The 20,366-nt window shown below is 29.6% G+C and carries 27 protein-coding genes and 1 pseudogene; 22 read left to right on the top strand and 6 right to left on the bottom strand.

The annotated features are described in order from the left end of the window. Positions 1-33: 33 nt before the first annotated feature. Entirely contained in the window at positions 34-189 is a 156-nt protein-coding gene (locus H9661_RS03785) for a hypothetical protein (protein WP_185966694.1), read from the bottom strand. Between the two features lie 143 nt (positions 190-332). On the opposite strand from H9661_RS03785, the gene H9661_RS03790 reads away from it, so the two are divergent. Then, positions 333-719 (top strand): hypothetical protein, encoded by a 387-nt coding sequence (locus H9661_RS03790; RefSeq protein ID WP_143314928.1) that lies wholly within the window; start codon positions 333-335, stop codon positions 717-719. Between the two features lie 49 nt (positions 720-768). On the opposite strand, the gene H9661_RS03795 is transcribed toward H9661_RS03790, so the two are convergent. Next, on the bottom strand, positions 769-1,743 hold the full coding sequence (locus H9661_RS03795; protein WP_143314929.1) for an amidase domain-containing protein: 975 nt from the start codon (positions 1,741-1,743) through the stop codon (positions 769-771). Positions 1,744-1,893: 150 nt separating this feature from the next. Between H9661_RS03795 and H9661_RS03800 the strand changes: the two genes are divergently transcribed. The 15 genes and pseudogenes from H9661_RS03800 to H9661_RS03870 all read left to right on the top strand — a co-directional run bounded on the left by H9661_RS03800 (position 1,894) and on the right by H9661_RS03870 (position 14,191). Next, positions 1,894-2,112, top strand: a complete 219-nt coding sequence (locus H9661_RS03800; RefSeq protein WP_143314930.1) for a hypothetical protein — start codon at positions 1,894-1,896, stop codon at positions 2,110-2,112. A gap of 125 nt (positions 2,113-2,237) precedes the next feature. Further along, positions 2,238-2,795 (top strand): NADH peroxidase, encoded by a 558-nt coding sequence (locus H9661_RS03805; RefSeq protein ID WP_143314931.1) that lies wholly within the window; start codon positions 2,238-2,240, stop codon positions 2,793-2,795. Further along, positions 2,795-3,112 carry a DUF1540 domain-containing protein gene (locus H9661_RS03810; RefSeq protein WP_143314932.1) on the top strand — a complete coding sequence of 106 codons (318 nt, stop codon included), beginning with the start codon at positions 2,795-2,797 and terminating at the stop codon, positions 3,110-3,112. Before H9661_RS03805 ends, H9661_RS03810 begins: the two co-directional genes overlap by 1 nt. A gap of 109 nt (positions 3,113-3,221) precedes the next feature. Then, positions 3,222-3,368 (top strand): hypothetical protein, encoded by a 147-nt coding sequence (locus H9661_RS03815; protein ID WP_185966710.1) that lies wholly within the window; start codon positions 3,222-3,224, stop codon positions 3,366-3,368. Between the two features lie 236 nt (positions 3,369-3,604). Beyond that, positions 3,605-4,450, top strand: coding sequence for a dimethylarginine dimethylaminohydrolase family protein (locus tag H9661_RS03820; RefSeq protein WP_143314933.1), 846 nt, complete (start codon positions 3,605-3,607; stop codon positions 4,448-4,450). Positions 4,451-4,477: 27 nt separating this feature from the next. Further along, a complete protein-coding gene (locus H9661_RS03825) occupies positions 4,478-5,131 on the top strand; it encodes a GntR family transcriptional regulator (RefSeq protein WP_143314934.1) in 654 nt (217 codons plus the stop codon). A gap of 26 nt (positions 5,132-5,157) precedes the next feature. Next, complete coding sequence (locus tag H9661_RS03830) at positions 5,158-6,798, top strand: M20/M25/M40 family metallo-hydrolase (RefSeq protein ID WP_191767747.1); 1,641 nt, start codon at positions 5,158-5,160, stop codon at positions 6,796-6,798. Positions 6,799-6,802: 4 nt separating this feature from the next. After that, complete coding sequence (locus H9661_RS03835) at positions 6,803-8,074, top strand: aspartate aminotransferase family protein (protein ID WP_191767748.1); 1,272 nt, start codon at positions 6,803-6,805, stop codon at positions 8,072-8,074. Positions 8,075-8,108: 34 nt separating this feature from the next. After that, positions 8,109-9,194 (top strand): histidinol-phosphate transaminase, encoded by a 1,086-nt coding sequence (gene hisC, locus H9661_RS03840; protein WP_191767749.1) that lies wholly within the window; start codon positions 8,109-8,111, stop codon positions 9,192-9,194. A gap of 19 nt (positions 9,195-9,213) precedes the next feature. After that, complete coding sequence (locus H9661_RS03845) at positions 9,214-10,197, top strand: C-terminal binding protein (protein WP_143314938.1); 984 nt, start codon at positions 9,214-9,216, stop codon at positions 10,195-10,197. 35 nt (positions 10,198-10,232) lie between these two features. Continuing rightward, complete coding sequence (locus tag H9661_RS03850) at positions 10,233-11,063, top strand: transporter substrate-binding domain-containing protein (protein ID WP_143314939.1); 831 nt, start codon at positions 10,233-10,235, stop codon at positions 11,061-11,063. Positions 11,064-11,087: 24 nt separating this feature from the next. Then, entirely contained in the window at positions 11,088-11,768 is a 681-nt protein-coding gene (locus H9661_RS03855; protein ID WP_143314940.1) for an amino acid ABC transporter permease, read from the top strand. Then, positions 11,755-12,476: pseudogene (locus H9661_RS03860) on the top strand (amino acid ABC transporter ATP-binding protein). Before H9661_RS03855 ends, H9661_RS03860 begins: the two are co-directional and overlap by 14 nt. A gap of 79 nt (positions 12,477-12,555) precedes the next feature. Continuing rightward, positions 12,556-13,722 (top strand): iron-containing alcohol dehydrogenase, encoded by a 1,167-nt coding sequence (locus H9661_RS03865; protein ID WP_191767750.1) that lies wholly within the window; start codon positions 12,556-12,558, stop codon positions 13,720-13,722. A 112-nt stretch (positions 13,723-13,834) separates the two neighbouring features. Then, a complete protein-coding gene (locus H9661_RS03870) occupies positions 13,835-14,191 on the top strand; it encodes a hypothetical protein (protein ID WP_191767751.1) in 357 nt (118 codons plus the stop codon). Between the two features lie 46 nt (positions 14,192-14,237). On the opposite strand, the gene H9661_RS03875 is transcribed toward H9661_RS03870, so the two are convergent. After that, complete coding sequence (locus H9661_RS03875; RefSeq protein ID WP_191767752.1) at positions 14,238-15,560, bottom strand: esterase/lipase family protein; 1,323 nt, start codon at positions 15,558-15,560, stop codon at positions 14,238-14,240. A 314-nt stretch (positions 15,561-15,874) separates the two neighbouring features. On the opposite strand from H9661_RS03875, the gene H9661_RS03880 reads away from it, so the two are divergent. From H9661_RS03880 to H9661_RS03900, 5 genes are all read left to right on the top strand, one after another. Then, positions 15,875-16,798, top strand: coding sequence for a DUF2935 domain-containing protein (locus tag H9661_RS03880; protein ID WP_191767753.1), 924 nt, complete (start codon positions 15,875-15,877; stop codon positions 16,796-16,798). Between the two features lie 158 nt (positions 16,799-16,956). Then, positions 16,957-17,148 (top strand): hypothetical protein, encoded by a 192-nt coding sequence (locus H9661_RS03885; RefSeq protein WP_207729626.1) that lies wholly within the window; start codon positions 16,957-16,959, stop codon positions 17,146-17,148. Positions 17,149-17,173: 25 nt separating this feature from the next. Beyond that, the gene (locus H9661_RS03890) at positions 17,174-17,443 is read left to right on the top strand and encodes a spore coat protein (RefSeq protein ID WP_143314946.1); all 270 of its coding nucleotides are present in this window, start codon (positions 17,174-17,176) and stop codon (positions 17,441-17,443) included. Between the two features lie 41 nt (positions 17,444-17,484). Beyond that, positions 17,485-17,697, top strand: coding sequence for a hypothetical protein (locus H9661_RS03895; protein ID WP_191767754.1), 213 nt, complete (start codon positions 17,485-17,487; stop codon positions 17,695-17,697). An 11-nt stretch (positions 17,698-17,708) separates the two neighbouring features. Next, on the top strand, positions 17,709-17,996 hold the full coding sequence (locus H9661_RS03900) for a spore coat protein (protein ID WP_143314948.1): 288 nt from the start codon (positions 17,709-17,711) through the stop codon (positions 17,994-17,996). A gap of 99 nt (positions 17,997-18,095) precedes the next feature. On the opposite strand, the gene H9661_RS03905 is transcribed toward H9661_RS03900, so the two are convergent. Genes H9661_RS03905 through H9661_RS19980 form a run of 3 tightly spaced genes read right to left on the bottom strand, consistent with a single transcriptional unit; the run spans position 18,096 to position 19,218 of the window. Then, on the bottom strand, positions 18,096-18,674 hold the full coding sequence (locus H9661_RS03905) for a manganese catalase family protein (RefSeq protein ID WP_191767755.1): 579 nt from the start codon (positions 18,672-18,674) through the stop codon (positions 18,096-18,098). A 2-nt stretch (positions 18,675-18,676) separates the two neighbouring features. Next, the gene (locus H9661_RS03910) at positions 18,677-18,937 is read right to left on the bottom strand and encodes a spore coat protein CotJB (RefSeq protein WP_143314990.1); all 261 of its coding nucleotides are present in this window, start codon (positions 18,935-18,937) and stop codon (positions 18,677-18,679) included. 2 nt (positions 18,938-18,939) lie between these two features. Beyond that, positions 18,940-19,218, bottom strand: coding sequence for a spore coat associated protein CotJA (locus H9661_RS19980; protein WP_341480408.1), 279 nt, complete (start codon positions 19,216-19,218; stop codon positions 18,940-18,942). Positions 19,219-19,537: 319 nt separating this feature from the next. Here H9661_RS19980 and H9661_RS03920 point away from each other — a divergent pair, with 319 nt between their 5' ends. Next, complete coding sequence (locus tag H9661_RS03920; protein ID WP_143314992.1) at positions 19,538-20,203, top strand: DNA-3-methyladenine glycosylase; 666 nt, start codon at positions 19,538-19,540, stop codon at positions 20,201-20,203. Positions 20,204-20,366: the final 163 nt, after the last annotated feature.

The following is a 20,366-nucleotide window of genomic DNA, read 5'->3' on the forward strand; positions in this document are numbered from 1 at the left end:
AAGATAAGGAGAATAAAACTATTCTCCTAGATTTTAACGTCCCCTACGAGATGTTGTGATTATATATTCATTGTCTGTAAACTCATAGTCAGAAGTAGGGGTGTTAAATGATTTGTTTGGAGTTGGCATCTTTGTATTTGCCGAATGAATTACTCCTGAAGTTCTTTTTTTCTTGTCATTTTTGCTCATAATATCACTCCTTATAAATATATTATTTCTTAGATTCATTATAATAGTCATGAAAATTTGTTTTCTTAAATAGAAAATTAGTTTAATTTATGATAATATAAAGATGTTGGGACTCATATATTTATATTTAGGGGGGAAATATTATGGCTAAAGTAATTGGTTGTAGTTTAATAATTAAGGATGACTTTCACAATATTTTATTGTTAAAGAAGAAAGTCAAAAGAGGAGAAGTCGAAGTTTGGTCTTTGTTAACACAAAAACTTAGGGGAAAGGAAAGCCATGATAAATGTATTGCTAGAGGTGCAAAAGATATATTAAAATCTGTTATATTTGATGTGGAACCAGTTAAAGAATACATAGTAAATTCAGATGAAGATGAATGCGTTATGGTTTATACAGGTAGAATAAAAGAGAAAGCTGTACTCGATAAAGCATATAAAGAATGTAAGTGGATTGGATATAGAAACTTAGAAGACTATAATATTTTGCCATATGAAAAACAAATTTTATTAGATTTTTTTGAAAAGTAGATATAAATTCTTTTAAAGAAGGGAGCTAAATTAATATTAGCTCCCTAAATTATATATTAATTATTCGAATTTTATCATAAATTAAGGGATAAACTTCACTTAAGGGATAATTAAGTTTATTAAAGCTGTGGCAACAATATAAACAATTACCATCAGGAAAAGTTTCAGTTATAATTCCTGAATGAGAAAAAAAACCTTTCTTTATAGAGTGAAATTGAATAATGGCTGCTGGTTGTGTATGGAGTGAAGAACTAGTTTTTCTAAAGCCATTTTCTAAAAGAAAGTAATATAATTCATTTACTCTTATCCAAGTAGTTGTATATGGCTTCCATGTTAATGATAATGGTAGTCCTCCAAAGTGGAGACACTGGGAAATAAAATTGGTACAGTCTCCACCATCGCTATCAAAGTTCTTATATGCCTTGTTGGGAATAAGTGCATATTGTTGTGCATATTCAATCATTTTCTTTTTATCTAAAGAAAAATTTGATTGCACATTATTATCTCTATTAATATCTAAGGTATTATCAAGAAATTTTTCGTAAAATAAATTTATGTCTCTTACATTCTTGTACCAGAGTTGTATTGGTAAGTTATTTTTTAATCTAATTAAGATATCCTTTTCACTAGGGAAGTTTCTGGCTAGGGAATCGTATTCAATTGGGGATTCTTCTTTATTGCACATATATAATATTTTCATATCTTTTATTATAAAGAGATATTCAATTTCTTCTTTACATGTATGTTCCACAGATGAATCTATGAAAGAGAATGAGTGGTGAAATTTACTTAATAGCATAACGTAATTGTCTGTCTTTATAATTTTTAGTTTCTTTAATGTATAGTTATTCTTGTGAACTATTGTGTTTAATTTAGATCTCCATAAAGATTGAAATTTTTTCTTTAACATTATGAAATCAATAAGATCTTTATTAGATATAAATTCATTTAGTTTATTATATCTTCCGTTTTTATAAGGTTCTTTAAAAGTGTTAATAAATCTATATAAAAATAGTCTAAGCATTAAATTCCTCCAATTTATTCAGAGATTTTATAGTTAATATATGTTTCTAGCCATTTAAGAGTTACAGTGGTATAATATTCAAGAGTTCATTAGATTATCATATTATGATGAAATTTGATTATACAAAATGTTAAAAGAGAGGAATTTAATATGAAAACAATTTTTATTGTCGTAATATTTTTTATGGTTTTGTTTAATTTCTTTTGCTTTGTTCAAAGTAGAAAGTACTTAAAAAATGTTACTGGAAATGATGAAGAATCAAATAAGAACTATGAAAAAGCATTAAGGTTTATTAAAATATCTGTAGTTATATCTGTATTTATATGTTTGGTAGGTGCTACTGCAGTAATATTTATACAAATATTATAGTTTTTTATAACTGCTTGAAAGCTAGTATTTATATCCTAGTTTTCAAGCAGTTTTTTTACCTTTTTAGTATTATTATGTGAAATTTAGGAATAATAAATTTAGATTGATTTTTAGGAGGGTATTAAATGAAAAAATATGTTTGTACAATTTGTGGATATATTCATGAAGGAAATGAGCCACCAGAGATTTGTCCTATCTGTAAAGCAGATAAAAATAAGTTTAAAGAAATTAAGGATGAAATGAATTGGGCAGATGAACATGTTATTGGAGTTGGAAGAGATTTAAGTTCAGATATAATTGAAGATTTGAGGGCAAATTTTATGGGTGAATGCACAGAGGTTGGAATGTATTTAGCCATGAGTCGTCAGGCGGATCGAGAAGGTTATCCAGAAGTGGGGGAAGCCTATAAGAGGATAGCTTTTGAAGAGGCAGATCACGCATCAAAGTTTGCTGAAATATTAGGAGAAGTTGTAGTAGCTGATACAAAATCTAATTTAGAAGCTAGAGTTGAGGCTGAGTATGGAGCTTGCGAGGGGAAGAAGAAATTAGCTGATAAAGCTAAGGAACAAAATTTAGATTCTATACATGATACTGTTCATGAAATGTGTAAAGATGAAGCGAGGCATGGGAGAGCTTTTAAAGGCTTATTAGATAGATATTTTAATGATAGGAGAGATAGCTAATGGATAGAATTGAGTGTAGTGTAACAAGTTGTTCGCATAATAAAGGCCATGTTTGCTATTCAAACAGAGTAAATATTGGAGGGAAATCGGCAGAAAAGGAAGGTCAAACTTGCTGTGGATCATTTTTGAATAGAGTTCTGTATAGTGATCTTACAAATAACACAAATAGTCAAGGATCCTGCGATACTCTTGTTTGCTTTGTTAAGTCATGTAGATATAATGAGAATACTTTATGTGATTTGAAGCAAATTCATGTGGGGGGAAATTCAGCAGAAATTTACGATGAGACATTGTGTGAAAGTTTTGATAAAAAATAAATGCTTCTATAGATTATTAATATATGATAATTCCAATTATATCATAGTTTATTCGTTGGTTTTTTGTAAAAACTACATATGACAATGAATATATGGAGGTGATATAAGGATGAAAAACAAAAATATGAGCAATATAAAAGGAAAAATGAGAAGAAGAGAAGCAAAAGAAAACTTGTTAATGGAGTTAGCAGAAGATATGATGGATTTTGTTATGAAAACTAAAACATTTAAAAAAATGAAAAAAAGGCTAAAATAATAAATTGTAATTAATAGAATCGTAATAAAAAAAGGAAAAAAATCACATAACTTTAATATTTTCGTTTGTTGAGTAATTAATTGACAAATAATTGAATTGCATGCTATTCTTTAGTTAATAAGAGAAAAGAAGCGTATGACGAAGATGTCATGAAATACTAAAAGTATTTCTGGCATCTTTTTTTATTAAGTTTTGTATACAGAGTGCAGAATTCTAAATAATTAAGGAGTAGTAATATGAAGAAAGTATTTGTAAAAAATTCAAGTGGTGTGTTAAAGAAAGTGCTAATGTGTAGGCCGACTTTTCTTAAAGCTGTTCCTATAAATGAAATTGCAAGAAAGTGGCAGGATGTAGGTTTAGATGTAGAGATAATGGAAAAAGAGCATAGGGAGCTTGTCAAAGCCTTCGAAGATAATGGAGTAGAGGTTGTAATGGTTGAAGCAGATTCAAGGCGTGGAAATTCAGTTTTTTCTAGAGATTTTGGAGGGTGTATAAGAGAAGGATATATACTAGGAAGATTTAAGGAGCCGGTACGTTTTTTAGAAAGAGATGTATATGAAGAGAAGATGAAAGAGTTAAATATACCAAAGGTTGCAGAATGTAAAAATGGATTATTTGAAGGAGGAGATTTTACATTTTTAGATAATGATACATTAGCAATTGGTATCGTTGAAAGAAGTAATGAAGAAGGAATTGAAGAGATACGAAAATCTTTATCTAAATATGGATATAAGGTAATAGAAGTTCCTTGTGACAAAAAGTATTTACATTTAGATTTATGTTTTAATCTAGTTGATGAAAAACTTGCAGTAGCATACAGAGATGGTTTGCCAGAAACTTTTTTGAAAGTATTAGATGAAAAGGGAATAGCTACAATTAGTATTACAGAGGAATGTGTGTTTAAACATGGGTGCAATTTACAATCAATAGGAGATAAAAGGGTAATATCATTAAAAAGCAATGGTTATGTTAATGAGGAGCTTAGGAAAAGAGGATTTAAGGTGATTGAATTAGATATAACTGAAATACTAAAAGCAGGTGGGGGACCACATTGCATGACTTTTCCATTAAGTAGATTGTAATTAACTTGAAAGAGGAGTGAATAATATATGGGGAGGCTTGAGGTAATAAAGAAGAACCAAACATTATCTGATAAAGCGTATGAAGTTATAAAAGAAGCAATAATATCGAATAAGTTAAAACCTGGGGAAGTACTTGGTGAAGAGAAATTGGCATATCAACTTAAAATAAGTAGAACTCCAATAAAAGCTGCTCTTTTAAGGCTTGTATATGAAGAAATTGCAGAAGTTAATGAAAGTAAAAATGTTGTTGTTTCAGATATAACTAAGCAAGATATCGATAATATAACAATAGTTAGAAAATCGTTAGAACCTTTAGCAGTTTTACTTCTAGCTAATAATCTAAAAAATAGAGAAATTAAAATATTAAGAGAGATTTTAAAAGAACAATCAAAAATGGTGTATGAAAAAAATAATAAGGATTATATTGAATTAGATTATGAGTTTCATATAAAAATAGCTGAATTTAGTAAAAATTCATTTTTGATAGATATGGTGAAAAAAGCAAATTTAATTACTAAAAGATTTTTAATTTTATCTGGAACAGTATCTAACTATAATAGAATAGCAAATGATGAACATTTAAAAATAATAGAGTATTTGGAGAATAAAAAGTATACATTAGCAAGTGAAGCAATGCGAGAACACCTTGATAACGTAAATATGAGAATGTTAAAACATTAATTTAGGAAAGGAATTAAATTCATAATATGTATGAGGAAATATTAGATTTAACTAAAAAATTAGTCAATATACCTAGCGTAAATAATACAGTTGGAGAAAAAAATATAGCCTGTTTTATTGAAAAATATTTAAGAGCAATTCCTTATTTTAAAAAGTATCCTACAAGAGTATTTCTAGGAAAATTAAATGATTCTTTAGACAGAAGAAATGTATTTGCTTTGATTAAAGGAGAAGGAGGAATTAGCAATAACACAATAATTTTACATGGGCATATGGATACTGTTGATGTAGATGATTTTGGAAATATTAGATCTCTAGCTTTTAATTGTGAAAAGTTAGAAGAGAAATTAAAGGAATTGGAATTGCAAGATGAAGTTGAAAGTGATTTAGAATCAGAAAAGTGGCTTTTTGGCAGAGGTGCTTGTGACATGAAAAGCGGTGTTGCAGTTTTCCTGGTGATAATAAAAAAATTAAGTGAGTTAGTTGAAAAAATAGATGGAAATATACTTTTATCGATTAATCCTGTAGAAGAAAATTCGCATACAGGCATTATTAAGGCATTAGATACTTTTAATGAATTAAAAGAAAAGGAAAAATTAAATTATCTTTTTGCAATAAATAATGATTATATATGCCCATTATATCCGGGTGATAAAACAAGGTATATCTACACAGGATCTGTAGGAAAACTATTGCCATGTTTCTATATACAAGGTAAAGAAACACATGTGGGACAATGTTTTGAGGGATTTGATGCTTCTACTATTGCAAGTGAATTAATAAGACAAATTAATTTAAATATAGATTTTTGTGATGTATACGAAGGTGAGTATACTTTGCCACCATCTGTTTTAAAGATAAAAGATTTAAAAAAGCAATATAATGTCCAAACTGCTTTTGAAAGCTTTGTTTATTTTAATTATTTTGTTCACAATGAGTCTATTAGTAATATTATAAGAAAATTAAAAAAGGTTAGCTTGAGAACATTTGAAAATGTACTAGCTTTAATTAATGAAAATTATAAAAAATACTGTAATATTACAGGAATTGGTTATGAAGAGATAAATTACAAAGTACAAGTCATGGAATATGATGAACTTTATGAGTTTGCTAAAGATAAATATTCAGGAAATCTGGAATGTATGATTGATAATCTTACAGATAAGTTTTTAGAAAATGGAGAAGATGTAAGGGAAATATCTCTAAAGATCACCAAAAAATTAATCGAAATATCTGATATTAAAATTCCAACAATAGTAATTTTTTTTGCAGCTCCATATTGTCCACATAACACTCTTAAAAAGGAGATAGAAGAAGAAAGAGAGTTATTTGATGAAATTAGTGAAATAGCAAAAGAGTTTGAAATAATTAGTGGTGAAGAGTATAAAGTTATGAGATTTTTCCCGAGTTTAACAGATAGTAGCTATTTAAAGGTTGATGACGATTATGAATCAATTGAAAGGTTATTTAGAAATTTTCCGGAATATATGAAATTATACAATGTACCAATAGAATTAGCTAAAGAACTTAATATACCAGGAATAAACTATGGATGTTTTGGTAAGGATGCTCACAAGTGGACCGAAAGAGTATATAAGCCCTATTCTTTTGATGTTTTACCAAAGCTCATTATGAAAACATTAGAAAGATATTTAATAAGGGGGTAATAATATGGAGAGCTTATATGAAAGATGTAAAAAAGTCATGCCGCCAGTAAGTGGTAGAGCCACTACTTTAGGGGTTTTAGGTGGTAAAGGAAGCTATTTAATAACAGAAGATGGAAGAAAAATTCTTGATTTTGCTAGTGGGGTCGCTGTTTGTAATTTGGGACACAATAATGAAAAGATAGTTAAGGCAGCTATAGATCAAGTAAATACTTTAATACATGGGGGCCATAATGTAGTTTATTATGAATCCTATGTAGCTTTAGCAGAAAAGTTAGTTGAAATAACAGGTGGAGATACCATGGTGTATTTTAGTAATAGCGGAGCTGAAGCAAATGAAGGAGCTTTAAAGCTTGCTAAGTATATTACTAAAAGACCTGGAATAATAGCATTTAAGGGTTCTTTTCATGGCAGGACTTTAGGGACAACTTCTATAACTACTTCTAATTCTGAGTATAGAAAGAACTATGAGGGACTTTTACCATCAGTTTATTTTGCTGAATATCCATATTTATATAGGACTTCTTATAAATACGATGGTAGAAATTGCCCTAAAGAATATTTTGAACAATTTAATGATATATTCAAAAAAATAATTGAACCATATTCAGTAGCAGCCATAATTATGGAGCCAATTCAAGGAGAAGGTGGTTATATAGTACCTCCAGTGGAATTTTTAAAATATGTAAGAGAAATCTGTGATAGATATGGAATTATGTTAATATTTGATGAAGTGCAAACTGGTTTTGGAAGAACAGGGAAGATGTTTGCATATGAACATTTTGGAGTAAGGCCAGATATTTTTACTACAGCAAAAGGAATTGCATCAGGATTTCCATTAAGTGCAATAGTAGCAAAGAAAAAATATATGGAAAATTGGGTGGCTGGAGCTCATGGAGGCACATTTGGAGGAAATCCAGTTTCTTGTGCAGCTGCATTAAAAACCATTGAGGTATTACAAGAAGAAGCTATAGAAAATTGTAGTAAGATGGGGAGAATTTTAAAATCAAAGCTTGAAAGTTTAATGAAAAAATACAAATGTATTGGAGAAGTTAGAGGCATTGGATTAATGTTAGCTATAGAGATAGTAGATGAAGACGGTAATCCAAACACAGATTTTACAAAGAAGATAATATTATCATCTTTAGAGAAAGGACTATTGTTACTTTCTTGCGGATGTTATAAAAATGTAGTGAGATTTATAGCACCTACTACAGTTAGTGAGGAAGAAATAGATAAGGCAATTACTATTTTAGACAATGTCTTAGAAAAGCTATAGACAGTTATTTTATATAAAATAAATGGAGGTAAAAATGAGTAGATTTTTAAGTAATGAATTAAACAACTTAGAAGCATATGTACCTGGTGAGCAACCAAAAGATGTGAAATATATAAAACTTAATACAAATGAAAGTCCGTACCCACCTTCACCAAAAGTTATAGAAGCAATAAATAAGCTAGCGGTTGAAGGATTAAATTTATATTCTGATCCTGATACTCGTGAATTAACATTATCACTTGCAAAATTTTATTCAGTTAAGCCAGAACAAATTTTTGTAGGTAATGGATCTGACGAGGTATTAGCATTTATATTCAGAGCATTTTTTGATAAGGAGAGAAAAGGGTGTTTTCCGGATATAACATATGGATTTTATAAAGTATATGCAAAATCTTTCGGGATAGATGCAAATCAAATACCTTTGAGGGATGATTTTACTATAGATATAAATAATTATATAAATTGTGGTAGAAATATTATTATTGCTAATCCTAATGCTCCCACAGGATTAGTATTAAGTCATGAGGAGATTATTAAAATTCTAAAAACGAATACAGATAGGGTAGTTGTTATAGATGAAGCTTATGTGGATTTTGGAAGTAAGTCTTGTATAGATTTAATAAATAGTAATCATAATTTAATAGTAGTTCAAACCTTTTCTAAATCACGTTCCCTAGCAGGAGGTCGTATAGGGTATGCTATAGCGTCAGAGGAAATAATAGAAGATTTAAATAAAATTAAGTTTTCTTTTAGCCCATATAATATAAATTCTTTATCATCTATAGCAGGAATAGCGTCTGTAAAGGATGAAGCTTATTTTCACGAATGTAATAAAAAGGTTATCAGAACTAGAGAAAGAGTTAAAGAAGAATTTAGGAAATTAGGATTTAAGGTGTTAGATACGAAAACAAATTTTGTATTTGTATCTCATGAAGATATGGCAGCCAGAGAATATCACAAAAAAATTAGAGAAAATGGAGTGTTAACACGTTATTATGACGAAGCAAGGATAGATAATTATGTGAGAATTACAATTGGTACTGATGAGGAAATGAATGAGGTTATGAAAATAACTGAAAAAATTCTAATTGAGTTTGCTAGTTTAGGAAAAGTTATTTGACTAAAAAGGGGGACTATTTTTGAAAATAGTAATATGTGATTATGAGGATGTACTAATTAGAGATATTGAATATGAAAAAAATCTTATTATGAATGGGTTAGAAGGGGCAGAAGTTATTATATATTCTTATAATAGTGGCAAAAAAGAATTTATTGAGACTATAAAGGATGCAGATGGGATAATTACAGCATTTTTAGAGATTGATGAAGAGGTTTTAAATAGAGTAGAAAAGTTAAAATGCATATCAATAAATGCCGTAGGTTATGATAATGTGGATATAAAAACTGCAAGTGAAAAAGGGATAGCAGTATGTGCGATAAATGAATATTGCACACAAGAAGTTGCAGATCATACATTAGCATTAATTTTATCTCTAACAAGAGGCATTAAGCATTATACAAATGATTTAGATAACAAAAGAATTTGGCAATATCAAACTATAAGTGGACTAAGAAGATTAGAAGGGCAAAAACTTGGTATATTTGGTTATGGGAAAATTGGTAAGGCTGTAGCTAAGAGGGCATTAGCATTTGGTATGGAAGTTATTACATTTGACCCATATGTATCCAAAGAAGATTGTGAAAGTGATGGTGTTCAACTTGTAAGTGCTGAATATATATTGGAAAAATCAGATATCATAAGTAATCACATGAGTCAAAGCAATGAGAATAAAGAATTTTTTAATATAGAAACATTTAAAAAGATGAATAAGTCCCCCTTGTTTATAAATGTAGCTAGAGGATCAAGTGTTAATGAGGATGATTTAGTTAAGGCATTAGATGAAGGATATATAAGTGGTGCTGGATTAGATGTTTTAGGGAATGAAAATCCAGAATTAGGGCAAAATAAACTTCTAAACAGAGAAAATGTCATTATCACTCCTCATGCAGCATTTTATTCAGATACTTCGATGAAAGAACTTCAGAGAATTTCTTGTGAAAATATGATAAATTATTTGAATGGTGAATTAAAAAAAGTTTCTAAGATTATAGCTACTAACTAATTATGTGCTACATTATAAAGAAAAGAGGTTGGAAAATGAAAAAAAATATATTGAAAAAATTTATTGGAATAGCCTTAATTACAGCCATATCAGTATCATTTGTAGGATGTGGAGGAAATAAGAAAGCATCAGAAGAAACCTTAAATAAAATTAAAGATAATGGTAAGGTAATAGTTGGACTAAGTGCTGATTATGCACCATATGAATTTCATGCAGTTATTGATGGTAAAGATGAAGTTGTTGGATTTGATATAGATTTAGCTAGAGAAGTAGCTAAAGACATGGGTGTAGATTTAGAGATTAAAGAGATGGAATTTGATCCTCTAATCGGGGCTCTTAAAGCTGGGCAAATCGATATGATTATTTCAGGTATGAATCCAGATGAAGAAAGAAAGAAACAAATTGATTTTTCAGATATATATTATGAAGCAAAGCACGGAGTATTAATTAAGAGTGAGGATAAAGGAAAATATACAAAGGTTGAAGATTTGAATGGCAAGAAAATTGGTGCTCAATTAGGTTCAACACAAGAAAAAATAGCACAGGAAAAAGTAAAAGATGCAGACTTGCAGTTATTGGCAAATGTTAATAATTTAGTCCTCGAATTAAAAACAGGAAAGGTAAATGCTTTAATTACAGAAGAACCAGTAGCTAATATGGTTATAAAAACTAACCCAGAACTAGTACTTTCAAGTATTAAATTTGAGGATGAGGGTGGAGGAAATGCAATAGGTATAAGAAAAAATTCACCAAAGCTTCTAGAGCAACTTAACAAAACAATAAAAAGATTAAAGGATTCAGGAGAATTAGATAAGTTTATTGTTAATGCAAATGATTTAGCGGCAAAGAATCAAAGTAATTCTTAAGCTAAGCTAAAATAGAGGAGGATAATGATGTTTAAGTTTGACTTTTTAGGTAAGTATTTCGGTAAGTTTTGTGAAGGGGCATCTATAACATTAGGCATATCCGCAATTACAGTATTTTTAGGAATTATCCTAGGATCTATTTTATTCTTTATGAAGAATTCAAATGTAAAAATAGGAAAGTTTAATCCACTAAGAATTATATCATCAGTTTATGTTGAAGTAATTAGAGGGACACCTATGTTGTTACAAATAATGATGGTTTATTCAGGTTCTAAATTAATATTTGGTATAGATATATCAGCATTTACTGCTGCTATAATTGCTATATCTTTAAATTCTGCAGCCTATGTTTCAGAAATAGTTAGAGCAGGAATAGAGGCTGTAGATCCTGGTCAGCTAGAGGCTGCTAGAAGTCTAGGAATGAAAAATTCTATGGCTATGAAATTAATAATTATACCTCAGGCTATTAGAAATATCTTGCCGGCTATTGGAAATGAATTTGTTGCAATAATTAAAGATTCATCTATGGCATCAGTAATAGGTGTTGGTGAATTAATGTTTTCATCAAAAATTGTACAAGGTGCTACTTATTTATCCCTTGAACCACTAATGATTGCAGCTGTATTTTATTTCATGATGACATTCTTATTGGGAAGATTTATGGGATATGTTGAAAGGAGATTAAAGCAAAGTGATATACGTTAAAGATTTACATAAAAATTATGGACCTAATAGTGTGCTAAATGGAATAAACGAGCATATTAAAAAAGGTGAGGTAGTGTTGTAATAGGCCCATCGGGATCAGGAAAATCAACTTTTTTAAGATGTCTTAATCTATTGGAAGTGCCTAGTTCTGGAGAAATAATATTTGAAGGAAAAAATATTATGGAAAAGTCTATGGATATTAATAAACTTAGAGAAAAGGTAGGTATGGTATTTCAACATTTTAATCTTTTTCCTCATAAAACTGTTTTAGAGAATATAACTATTGCACCAATTAAGGTGAAAAATATAGAGCAAGAAGAAGCTAGTGAAAAAGCAATGGAACTTTTAGAAATGGTGGGTTTATTAGAAAAGAAAGATGCATATCCAGCATCCTTATCAGGAGGACAAAAACAGAGGATAGCCATAGCTAGAGCCTTAGCTATGGAACCAGATGTAATATTGTTCGATGAGCCTACTTCAGCTTTAGATCCTGAAACGGTAGGAGAAGTATTAGGTGTCATGAAAAAGTTGGCTAAGGCAGGAATGACTATGATTGTAGTAACACATGAAATGGGGTTTGCAAAAGAAGTTGGTGATAGAATTTTGTTTATTGATGGAGGAAAAGTGTTAGAAGCAAATACACCGGAAGAAATTTTTAATAACCCTAAAAATCCAAGGACTATAGAGTTTTTATCAAAGATTTTATAGAATTATTGGCATAAGATTAATTTTAAGATATAAAATTATATATAAGTGTAACATTTTATATGAAAAGGAGTCTATAAAGATGGAAAACTTTTGTTATTCAATACGAACAAAAATTTATTTTGGTAAAGGGCAAATTCATAACCTTGGTAATGCTATAAAGAATTATGGAGATAAGGTGCTTATTGTTTATGGTGGTGGAAGCATAAAAAAAATAGGTTTATATGATAGAATGATTAATATATTAAATGAAAATAATATTACATATAAGGAACTATCAGGAGTGGATCCAAACCCAAGAATAGAATCTGTTAGAGAAGGAGCTAAGATTTGTAGAGAAAATGATATTCAAGTAGTCTTAGCAGTTGGGGGAGGAAGTACAATAGATTGCGCAAAGGTTATTGCAGCAGCAGTTCACTATGAGAATGACCCATGGGATCTTGTAAAAAATCCAATAAAAATAACTAAGGCTTTACCAATAGTTACTGTATTAACTCTAGCAGCAACTGGTTCAGAGATGAATAAAAATGCAGTTATTAGTAATATGAGTATTAATGAAAAAGTAGGTACAGCAAGTGAACTTATTAAGCCTAAAGTATCAATTATGGATCCTGAGTACACCTATTCAGTATCAAAGTATCAAACAGCAGCAGGTACAGCAGATATTATGAGTCATATTTTCGAAAATTATTTTACCCATACTGAGGCTGTAGATATTCAAGATAGTACAGCAGAAGGTTTATTAAGAACTTGTATAAAGTATGGAAAGATCGCTGTTGAAGATCCAACTAACTATGATGCTAGAGCAAATTTAATGTGGGCATCAAGTTGGGCTATTAATGGGCTTATATCTTATGGAACCAAGAATATAGGATGGACAGTACATCCTATGGAGCATGAGCTTAGTGCGTATTATGATATAACTCATGGTGTTGGACTAGCTATTCTAACACCACACTGGATGAAGTATTCCTTAAATAATAGTACAGTAAATAAACTTGCTCAGTATGGAATTAATGTGTGGGGTATAGACAAAAACTTAGACAAATTTGAAATAGCTAATAAAGCAATTGATAAAACATCACAATTCTTTAAAGAACTAGGCATTCCTATGACATTAAGAGAAGTTGGTATAAATGAAGAGAAGTTTGAGATAATGGCAGAGAAGGTAACAGCAAAAGGAAAACTCGGGACATTATATCCGCTAACTAAAGAAGATGTAATAAATATTTATAAGATGTCTTTATAAGTCTATTGAAAAATATTCCAGAATTATTTACTATTATTGAATGTTACTGTATAATTAGCTAGTGGGATAAGGTAATTAAAATGGGTAAATAAAGAATAATAGGAGAGAATATATGAGGGTAAAAATGGAGAGGCAAAGTGTGTCTATGAGAGATGATAAAAAGGCGCCAAATAGTGAGATTATTGAGGTAATGGGTAATTGTAAATTGAAGAATTTTATACAGATACTTGTTAAAAATTATTGTCCAAAAGTAGATAAGGATAAAGCAATTTGGGTATTATGGGATAGACATAAAGCTGTGGCGGTTTTTGACAGTGTAAATAATTATTATAAATGTTTTTATAATGAAGATTTACAGTTAAATGAAATATCAAAAGATGAAGAGAATGCTAAAATGTATCTATATTATAGAGAAGAAGAAAATATAGATAATGTATATAATGAGATAAGAGAAGAATTAATAGGGTAGTTGAATAAATGGGTCTGTATTAAAATTTATATACAGACCCATTTATTTATTTAGGTAATTGAGATAACATTTTTGCCCATGTTACAAACTTATTTTGAAGATAATAGTGATAAATAGGTTCACGTTGAATCATTATTTCAAAGTGATCAATGTTATCAATCTTTTCAAGGTAATTCCAAACACCAATTTTTGGAGTCACGTCATAATTTTCTATTTTATCAGATGAGCCTTCATGTGGACCAATAGCTGATCTTACACTAACTAGGCCATCATTTTCCCACCAACTGGCATCAACCTTTACTTTATTTGGTTGATTTTGTGTGTATACTCCCATATCTATTGCACTTTTAATAAGTAGAGGATGCATATTTATGTTAGGCAATTGATATTTTGTAGCTGGATCTTTATGTGTGTCGGAACAAGCAATAGAGAAATAATATATATCATTTTCAGCAGATACTAAGTTATTAAATTCTCGAGCACCTTCTAAAGATAAATCCCAAATGCTTAAATCTTTTGTGTTTTTCCAAATATTACTTTGAAAAACTCTTTTTAGATAATTATCAAAAGATTCATTAGGTGTTTTTCTAAGTCCCCATTGATCCATTCTTAAATCAAAGTTTGGACTAGTTGATGGATCTAGACCAGCACTTGCTGCAACTGATGCAAAAAATTGATGTACAAAAGGTTCGAAATTTTCTTGTATCTCAGCTTCCTGACTGCCATCGTGAGGTGTTGCAATTGTTGTTATACTGTCAATCCAATGCTTATTTCCTGTAAATAAAGTACTTGTGTTATTACCTGTTGCATTAATTTCGTCCTTATCTCCATGTTCAAGTAAATGAGCTAGCATTCTACTAGTTTCTCCACCCATACTGTGGCCGATTAGATGAATTTTTTGCAATTCGTTTTTATCTGAATATTCTCCGAATTTAGGGTACACTCCAGGAAAAGTTCTTCCATAACGGGCATGTCCATATTTTTTTGAGTGAGCTTCACCATAATCAACAGTACCACCTTTTAAATAGGCATATAATTCACAAGCTCTATCCCAGTTACTAGATATAGGGCCAATGGTTGGAGTAAATACGGTATAGCCTTTGCTAATTAATAATTCTCTTAAACTTGAACTTCCACCCCAATAGTTTTCATTAAACATTTCTTTATTTCCCCAGCCACAAAGACCATGTACCATTACAATTGGGTAATTATTATTAAAATTGGGTATGTCGTTAGAAGTAGAAACCTTTGCTGTATTTGAAGATTGATTATTAGATCCTGTTGAAGCTAGTACATTATAAGGTATAGCAAAGATAATAAAAATGATAGATAGAAAATAAATAGCAATTTTTTTAATCTTTTTATTCATAAAATCCTCCTAAAAATCATATATTGTACGTACAACCATATAATACCATGGTTTACAGAATGTATCAAAATGCTGTATTTATGACTAAAAGTCATTTGATGCCATAATAGGAGAATAGCTAGATATATGTAAGTTTAAGTTTGTTTTTTGTTTTTTTAATAAATTATAGGTTTTACAGTTTATTAATTATGGAAAATTAAGATGTATGAAAAGGAGATTTTATAAAGCATACTGTTATTATATTTATTGAATATTGAGTACATAAATATAATAGAATCATATACTATTAATAAAGTATTTTTAGGAGAATAATAATGATTAATGAAAGAAAGTACGTAATTTTATCTCTTGAATTGCATTTGTTTTTTTTGAGAATAATGAAAGAGCATGCATTATTTATGGAAGTTACATTTGCACCTAAGAATTCAAAGCTAGTAAAAGAAGCAGCTTATCATAGAGTACAATTTGAAAAAGCTTTAAATGAAGTAGTAAAACTCAGCAATGGGGTGGTTAGAGAGCGTATTTTAGAGTCAGGAGAAATAGTAACAGACTATACTTTAAGTATAGAAGGAAAAACTGAGCACTATACGGGTATTCCAATAAATAGAAGGATTACTAGTGAAGAATTAAGGTTAGAGTGTGGCATGGATTCTAAGATTAAATCAGATCTTGTAAGACGTGTAAAACAATTAAATAGAAGAATTAATAAAATTCTCGATGATTTAATAAATTTTAAGGTTAAAGTATTAGAAGGGGTCTTATCATGCAATTTGTTTACAATGAATTATCCATCACTTATTAAGCATATAATACATGAAGCAAATTACTATAAAGCAAGTTTAATTGAAATTGAAAATAATAATAATATGGATTATAAGAATATTAAAGAAGGGGAAGTGTTTTGGGATGAGATTATGATGGAGCATGCATTAACTGTGCGAGGTTTACTTGATCCATCAGAAAAAGCATTAATTGATACAGCAAATATGTTTTCAGAAAATTATAATTATCTATTAGATAATGCTAAGAATATTACAGAAAGCAACATATTAGGTATAACAAACGAAAATTTAAATGAAACTTTAAAGTTGAGAGATTTTAAAGAAGTTGGACTAAAGGGAACAGAAGAGTGCAAAATACAAGGAATTATTTTACCGCTTCTTCTTGATCATGTACTTAGAGAGGCTAATCATTTTATTAGGTTATTAAAGGATTATAATAAGAAAATTAATAGATAGAAAAACATTTAATATAATTTTAATATTCAAAAAGATATAGTCTGAAATTTTCTCTAACACTTTTTTTAGTTATGAAGGTGTTGGAGATTTTTTCCTCAACTTTCCGCACATAAATTTATTTATTATTATAATACTAATAAAGTCAGGAGGTGATAAATATGAAGTTAGCACCACATGAGGCAATTGAAGCTCGTGAATTTATAAGTCAAGAAATGTTAGGGATAAAAAAAATTAGTGCAAGTATGAATATGGTTACTGATAGTGAGTTGAAAAGTTATATGCAAGATTGTATAGCATCTAAGAAAACTGCTCTTAAAAATATTCAGGCTACACTTCAAAGTCAGCAATAAATAAAAATAAGAGGTGAGAAAAGTAATGAATCAAAGTACTACTTTAACAGAAAAAGATGTTGCAATTGATTTACTTACAAGTTCAAAAGCAACAGTAACAACTTTAGCTAAAGCAATAACAGAAACAACAAATCCACAGTTAAGAGATACTCTTAGAAATCAATTAACCGCATGTGTTAATTCTCATTGTAGATTGTCTGATATAGCAATAAATAAAGGCTGGTACGATGCATATGCAACGCCTGAGCAACAATTGCAAAAAGATTTATCAGAAATCAGCACAGTAACTCAGTAGTTGTACTAAAATAAGAGGCTAACAAAAGTAGGAGAAAGAATATGGAAAATAAGAATATGTTGACACCTCATGAAATGATTGAACTTAGAGAATTGATAGATGTAAATATTATTGGAGCAAAAAAAATACAGGCATCTATGTCAATGGTAGATGACGATGAGTTAGAATCATTTATGGAAAAATGTTTGAAAAATAAAAAAGAAAATATTAGTAGTATGGAAAATTTTATTGAGAATAATTTGAATGTAAAATAGAGGTGGTAATAATGTCATTTCTTAATATGTTACTTGGAGATAATGATAAATTGACAGAAAAAGATATTGCACAAGATATGATTAAAGATTCAAAGTTTGGAGTAACTTCTTTAACAGGAGCAGTAGCAGAAGCTACTAATCCAGAACTAAGAGAAATGCTAAAATCACAGCTAGATAAAGCTGTTAGTGAGCATTTTGAATTATCTGATATACTCATAAATAAAAATTGGTATCCAGCTTATGATGGACCAGCTGAACAACTTAAAAAGGATTATGAAAAAGCTAAAGATTTATTATAAAGTGTTATACATATATTATAGTTATGATTTTTACTATTAAGCTAAAAAGTCCGTCCCAATAAGCATATAGCAATTGGGGACGGACATAATTATAAAATATTACTTGCAATAAAAATCGTTAGGTTTTGCAATGTCTTGAACATGCATTAATGCTTCACCAAATCGTTGATAATGGACAACTTCTCGCTCTCTTAAAAAGCCCAAAATTTCTTTTATTTCAGGGTCATCTGTTAAATTCATAAGCCATTCATAAGTAGTTCTTGCTTTTTGTTCTGCGGCCATGTTTTCGTGTAAATCTGTAATTGGATCTCCTTTAGCTTGAATATAGGTAGCTGTCCAAGGATTACCTGTAGCATCTGTATAAAATAATGCCTTACCATGGTCAGCATAATGTCCAGCTAGACCAGCTTCCTTAATTTCTTTAATAGATGCATTTTCCATTAGTTGATAAACCATAGTTGCTATAATTTCAACATGTGCCATTTCCTCAGTACCAATGTCTGTCAATAATCCTTTTGATCTGTTTGTTGGCATTGTATATCTTTGATTCAAATATCTAAGCGCAGCACTTAATTCACCATCAGGTCCACCATACTGTGTAACTAAAAGTTTAGCCATGTTAAGGTCTGAACTTTTAAGATTTACTGGATGTTGTAGAGTTTTAACGTAATACCACATTATTATTTTCCTCCTTTACGACTTTCCCAAGGCCATGGGGTATTGATCCAAGCTTCGGGATTTTCAATATATGCTGAGCCAAAATTTGATAATGGTCCATATTGTTGCTCATATTCACAAATAAGTTTCTCTAACTTGGAGGAAACAAACTTATAGTCTTCGGTAGCTTTTCTGTTTTCTGGAAAGTTGTCTAGATATAAATTTAAATCTACTGCAAAAAATAGTAATTTTCTAATTTTGCTTAAATATTCGTGAGGATTCATTATTATTTACACCCCCCAATATATTTAACTTCGCAATAAGGGCTGTAAAGGCTCTTAAATATTGTTCCGGCAGCAAACGCATCATTTATATTAAATAAGTCTTCATAAGGCTGGATACAGATGTTTGCTTTAGCATACATTTCAGGTTCAAATACTTTATAAGGTTCGCAACAATTTTTTTTCATGCTAGGGCAAGCTATATTGCAAGAAATGTTGGAAGGATCGTCAATACAATCCTGACAGTTAATAGATTTGTCGTCTCTTTGATAGTACATAATCATATTTCCTTTCGTTTCATTCTTATACCTATAGAATCATATTATGTATAAATAAAAAGAAATGTGAAAAAAATTTGCTAATTATGGGAGAAAAGCAGGATTAATATTATAGAAGGAGGGTTTGTTACATAGATAGAAGGATACTCAGGGTTAACGGATAAGTATGATAAAATATAATATAAGATAATATTAATTAAATATAATATTAAAGATTTCATAATTTATGAGTTTTGAAATTTTTATTTTTTATTAGTAAAAGTAATTGATAATGTTAAAAATAATATTTAAGATGAAGTAACTCTTTTAAAATAAGGAGGATTTTATGAATATACTTACAAAAGAATTTTACGAAAGAGATACACTGACAGTAGCTAAAGAATTATTGGGGAAAATTTTAATCCATGAAGTTGATGGGAAAATAATTGCAGGAAAGATTGTTGAAACAGAAGGATATGTTGGAGCGTTAGATAAAGCAGCACATGTTTATGGAAATAAGCGTACAGCTAGAGTAATGCCGATGTATGGTCCAGGCGGAACTGTATATATATTCAATATTTATGGTATGTATTTATGTCTTAATGCAATTACAAAAGAAGAAGGAGAACCACAGGGAGTTCTTATCCGTGCTCTTGAACCCTTAATAGGGCTTGACTTTATAGCAAATCAAAGATGTAAAAAAAATTATAGTGAATTAACTAAAAAGGAAAAGCTCAATTTAACATCAGGCCCATCTAAGCTGTGTATTGCTTTGGATATTACAAAAGAATTAAATAATACAACTTTCACTTCGGGAGAAATGTATATAGCTGAATTAGATGGGGAAGTTAAGAAGTTACTTGAAGCTCAGGAAGAGGAGTGCAAAGAAATAATAAAGAGCAAACGAATTGGAGTTGATTATGCAGAAGAGGCAAAGGATTTTTTATATAGATATTACTTTAAAGACAATCCATATGTTTCAAAGAAAGACAAAATAGAGATAAAAGTATAAGATGAAAAATTAAGGATTCCTAAGAGGGAATCTTTTTTAATTCTCTTTATGTGATTTTAGATTTATCCTTCCAATGAAATCTTTTTCAACTTTATTTTAATTCTTAGGTAATAGGAATAAAACTTTAAAAATATAGTAGATTATTATGAAACTACAAATTTAG

Origin of the sequence: Clostridium cibarium, from assembly GCF_014836335.1 — a bacterium.
GTDB lineage: Bacteria > Bacillota > Clostridia > Clostridiales > Clostridiaceae > Clostridium > Clostridium cibarium.

Coding starts and splice junctions, on each gene's coding strand:
- H9661_RS03785 (WP_185966694.1), bottom strand. CDS start 189: ATGAGCAAAAATGACAAGAAAAAAAGAACTTCAGGAGTAATTCATTCG.
- H9661_RS03790 (WP_143314928.1), top strand. CDS start 333: ATGGCTAAAGTAATTGGTTGTAGTTTAATAATTAAGGATGACTTTCAC.
- H9661_RS03795 (WP_143314929.1), bottom strand. CDS start 1,743: ATGCTTAGACTATTTTTATATAGATTTATTAACACTTTTAAAGAACCT.
- H9661_RS03800 (WP_143314930.1), top strand. CDS start 1,894: ATGAAAACAATTTTTATTGTCGTAATATTTTTTATGGTTTTGTTTAAT.
- H9661_RS03805 (WP_143314931.1), top strand. CDS start 2,238: ATGAAAAAATATGTTTGTACAATTTGTGGATATATTCATGAAGGAAAT.
- H9661_RS03810 (WP_143314932.1), top strand. CDS start 2,795: ATGGATAGAATTGAGTGTAGTGTAACAAGTTGTTCGCATAATAAAGGC.
- H9661_RS03815 (WP_185966710.1), top strand. CDS start 3,222: ATGAAAAACAAAAATATGAGCAATATAAAAGGAAAAATGAGAAGAAGA.
- H9661_RS03820 (WP_143314933.1), top strand. CDS start 3,605: ATGAAGAAAGTATTTGTAAAAAATTCAAGTGGTGTGTTAAAGAAAGTG.
- H9661_RS03825 (WP_143314934.1), top strand. CDS start 4,478: ATGGGGAGGCTTGAGGTAATAAAGAAGAACCAAACATTATCTGATAAA.
- H9661_RS03830 (WP_191767747.1), top strand. CDS start 5,158: ATGTATGAGGAAATATTAGATTTAACTAAAAAATTAGTCAATATACCT.
- H9661_RS03835 (WP_191767748.1), top strand. CDS start 6,803: ATGGAGAGCTTATATGAAAGATGTAAAAAAGTCATGCCGCCAGTAAGT.
- hisC (WP_191767749.1), top strand. CDS start 8,109: ATGAGTAGATTTTTAAGTAATGAATTAAACAACTTAGAAGCATATGTA.
- H9661_RS03850 (WP_143314939.1), top strand. CDS start 10,233: ATGAAAAAAAATATATTGAAAAAATTTATTGGAATAGCCTTAATTACA.
- H9661_RS03855 (WP_143314940.1), top strand. CDS start 11,088: ATGATGTTTAAGTTTGACTTTTTAGGTAAGTATTTCGGTAAGTTTTGT.
- H9661_RS03865 (WP_191767750.1), top strand. CDS start 12,556: ATGGAAAACTTTTGTTATTCAATACGAACAAAAATTTATTTTGGTAAA.
- H9661_RS03870 (WP_191767751.1), top strand. CDS start 13,835: ATGAGGGTAAAAATGGAGAGGCAAAGTGTGTCTATGAGAGATGATAAA.
- H9661_RS03875 (WP_191767752.1), bottom strand. CDS start 15,560: ATGAATAAAAAGATTAAAAAAATTGCTATTTATTTTCTATCTATCATT.
- H9661_RS03880 (WP_191767753.1), top strand. CDS start 15,875: ATGATTAATGAAAGAAAGTACGTAATTTTATCTCTTGAATTGCATTTG.
- H9661_RS03885 (WP_207729626.1), top strand. CDS start 16,957: ATGAAGTTAGCACCACATGAGGCAATTGAAGCTCGTGAATTTATAAGT.
- H9661_RS03890 (WP_143314946.1), top strand. CDS start 17,174: ATGAATCAAAGTACTACTTTAACAGAAAAAGATGTTGCAATTGATTTA.
- H9661_RS03895 (WP_191767754.1), top strand. CDS start 17,485: ATGGAAAATAAGAATATGTTGACACCTCATGAAATGATTGAACTTAGA.
- H9661_RS03900 (WP_143314948.1), top strand. CDS start 17,709: ATGTCATTTCTTAATATGTTACTTGGAGATAATGATAAATTGACAGAA.
- H9661_RS03905 (WP_191767755.1), bottom strand. CDS start 18,674: ATGTGGTATTACGTTAAAACTCTACAACATCCAGTAAATCTTAAAAGT.
- H9661_RS03910 (WP_143314990.1), bottom strand. CDS start 18,937: ATGAATCCTCACGAATATTTAAGCAAAATTAGAAAATTACTATTTTTT.
- H9661_RS19980 (WP_341480408.1), bottom strand. CDS start 19,218: ATGATTATGTACTATCAAAGAGACGACAAATCTATTAACTGTCAGGAT.
- H9661_RS03920 (WP_143314992.1), top strand. CDS start 19,538: ATGAATATACTTACAAAAGAATTTTACGAAAGAGATACACTGACAGTA.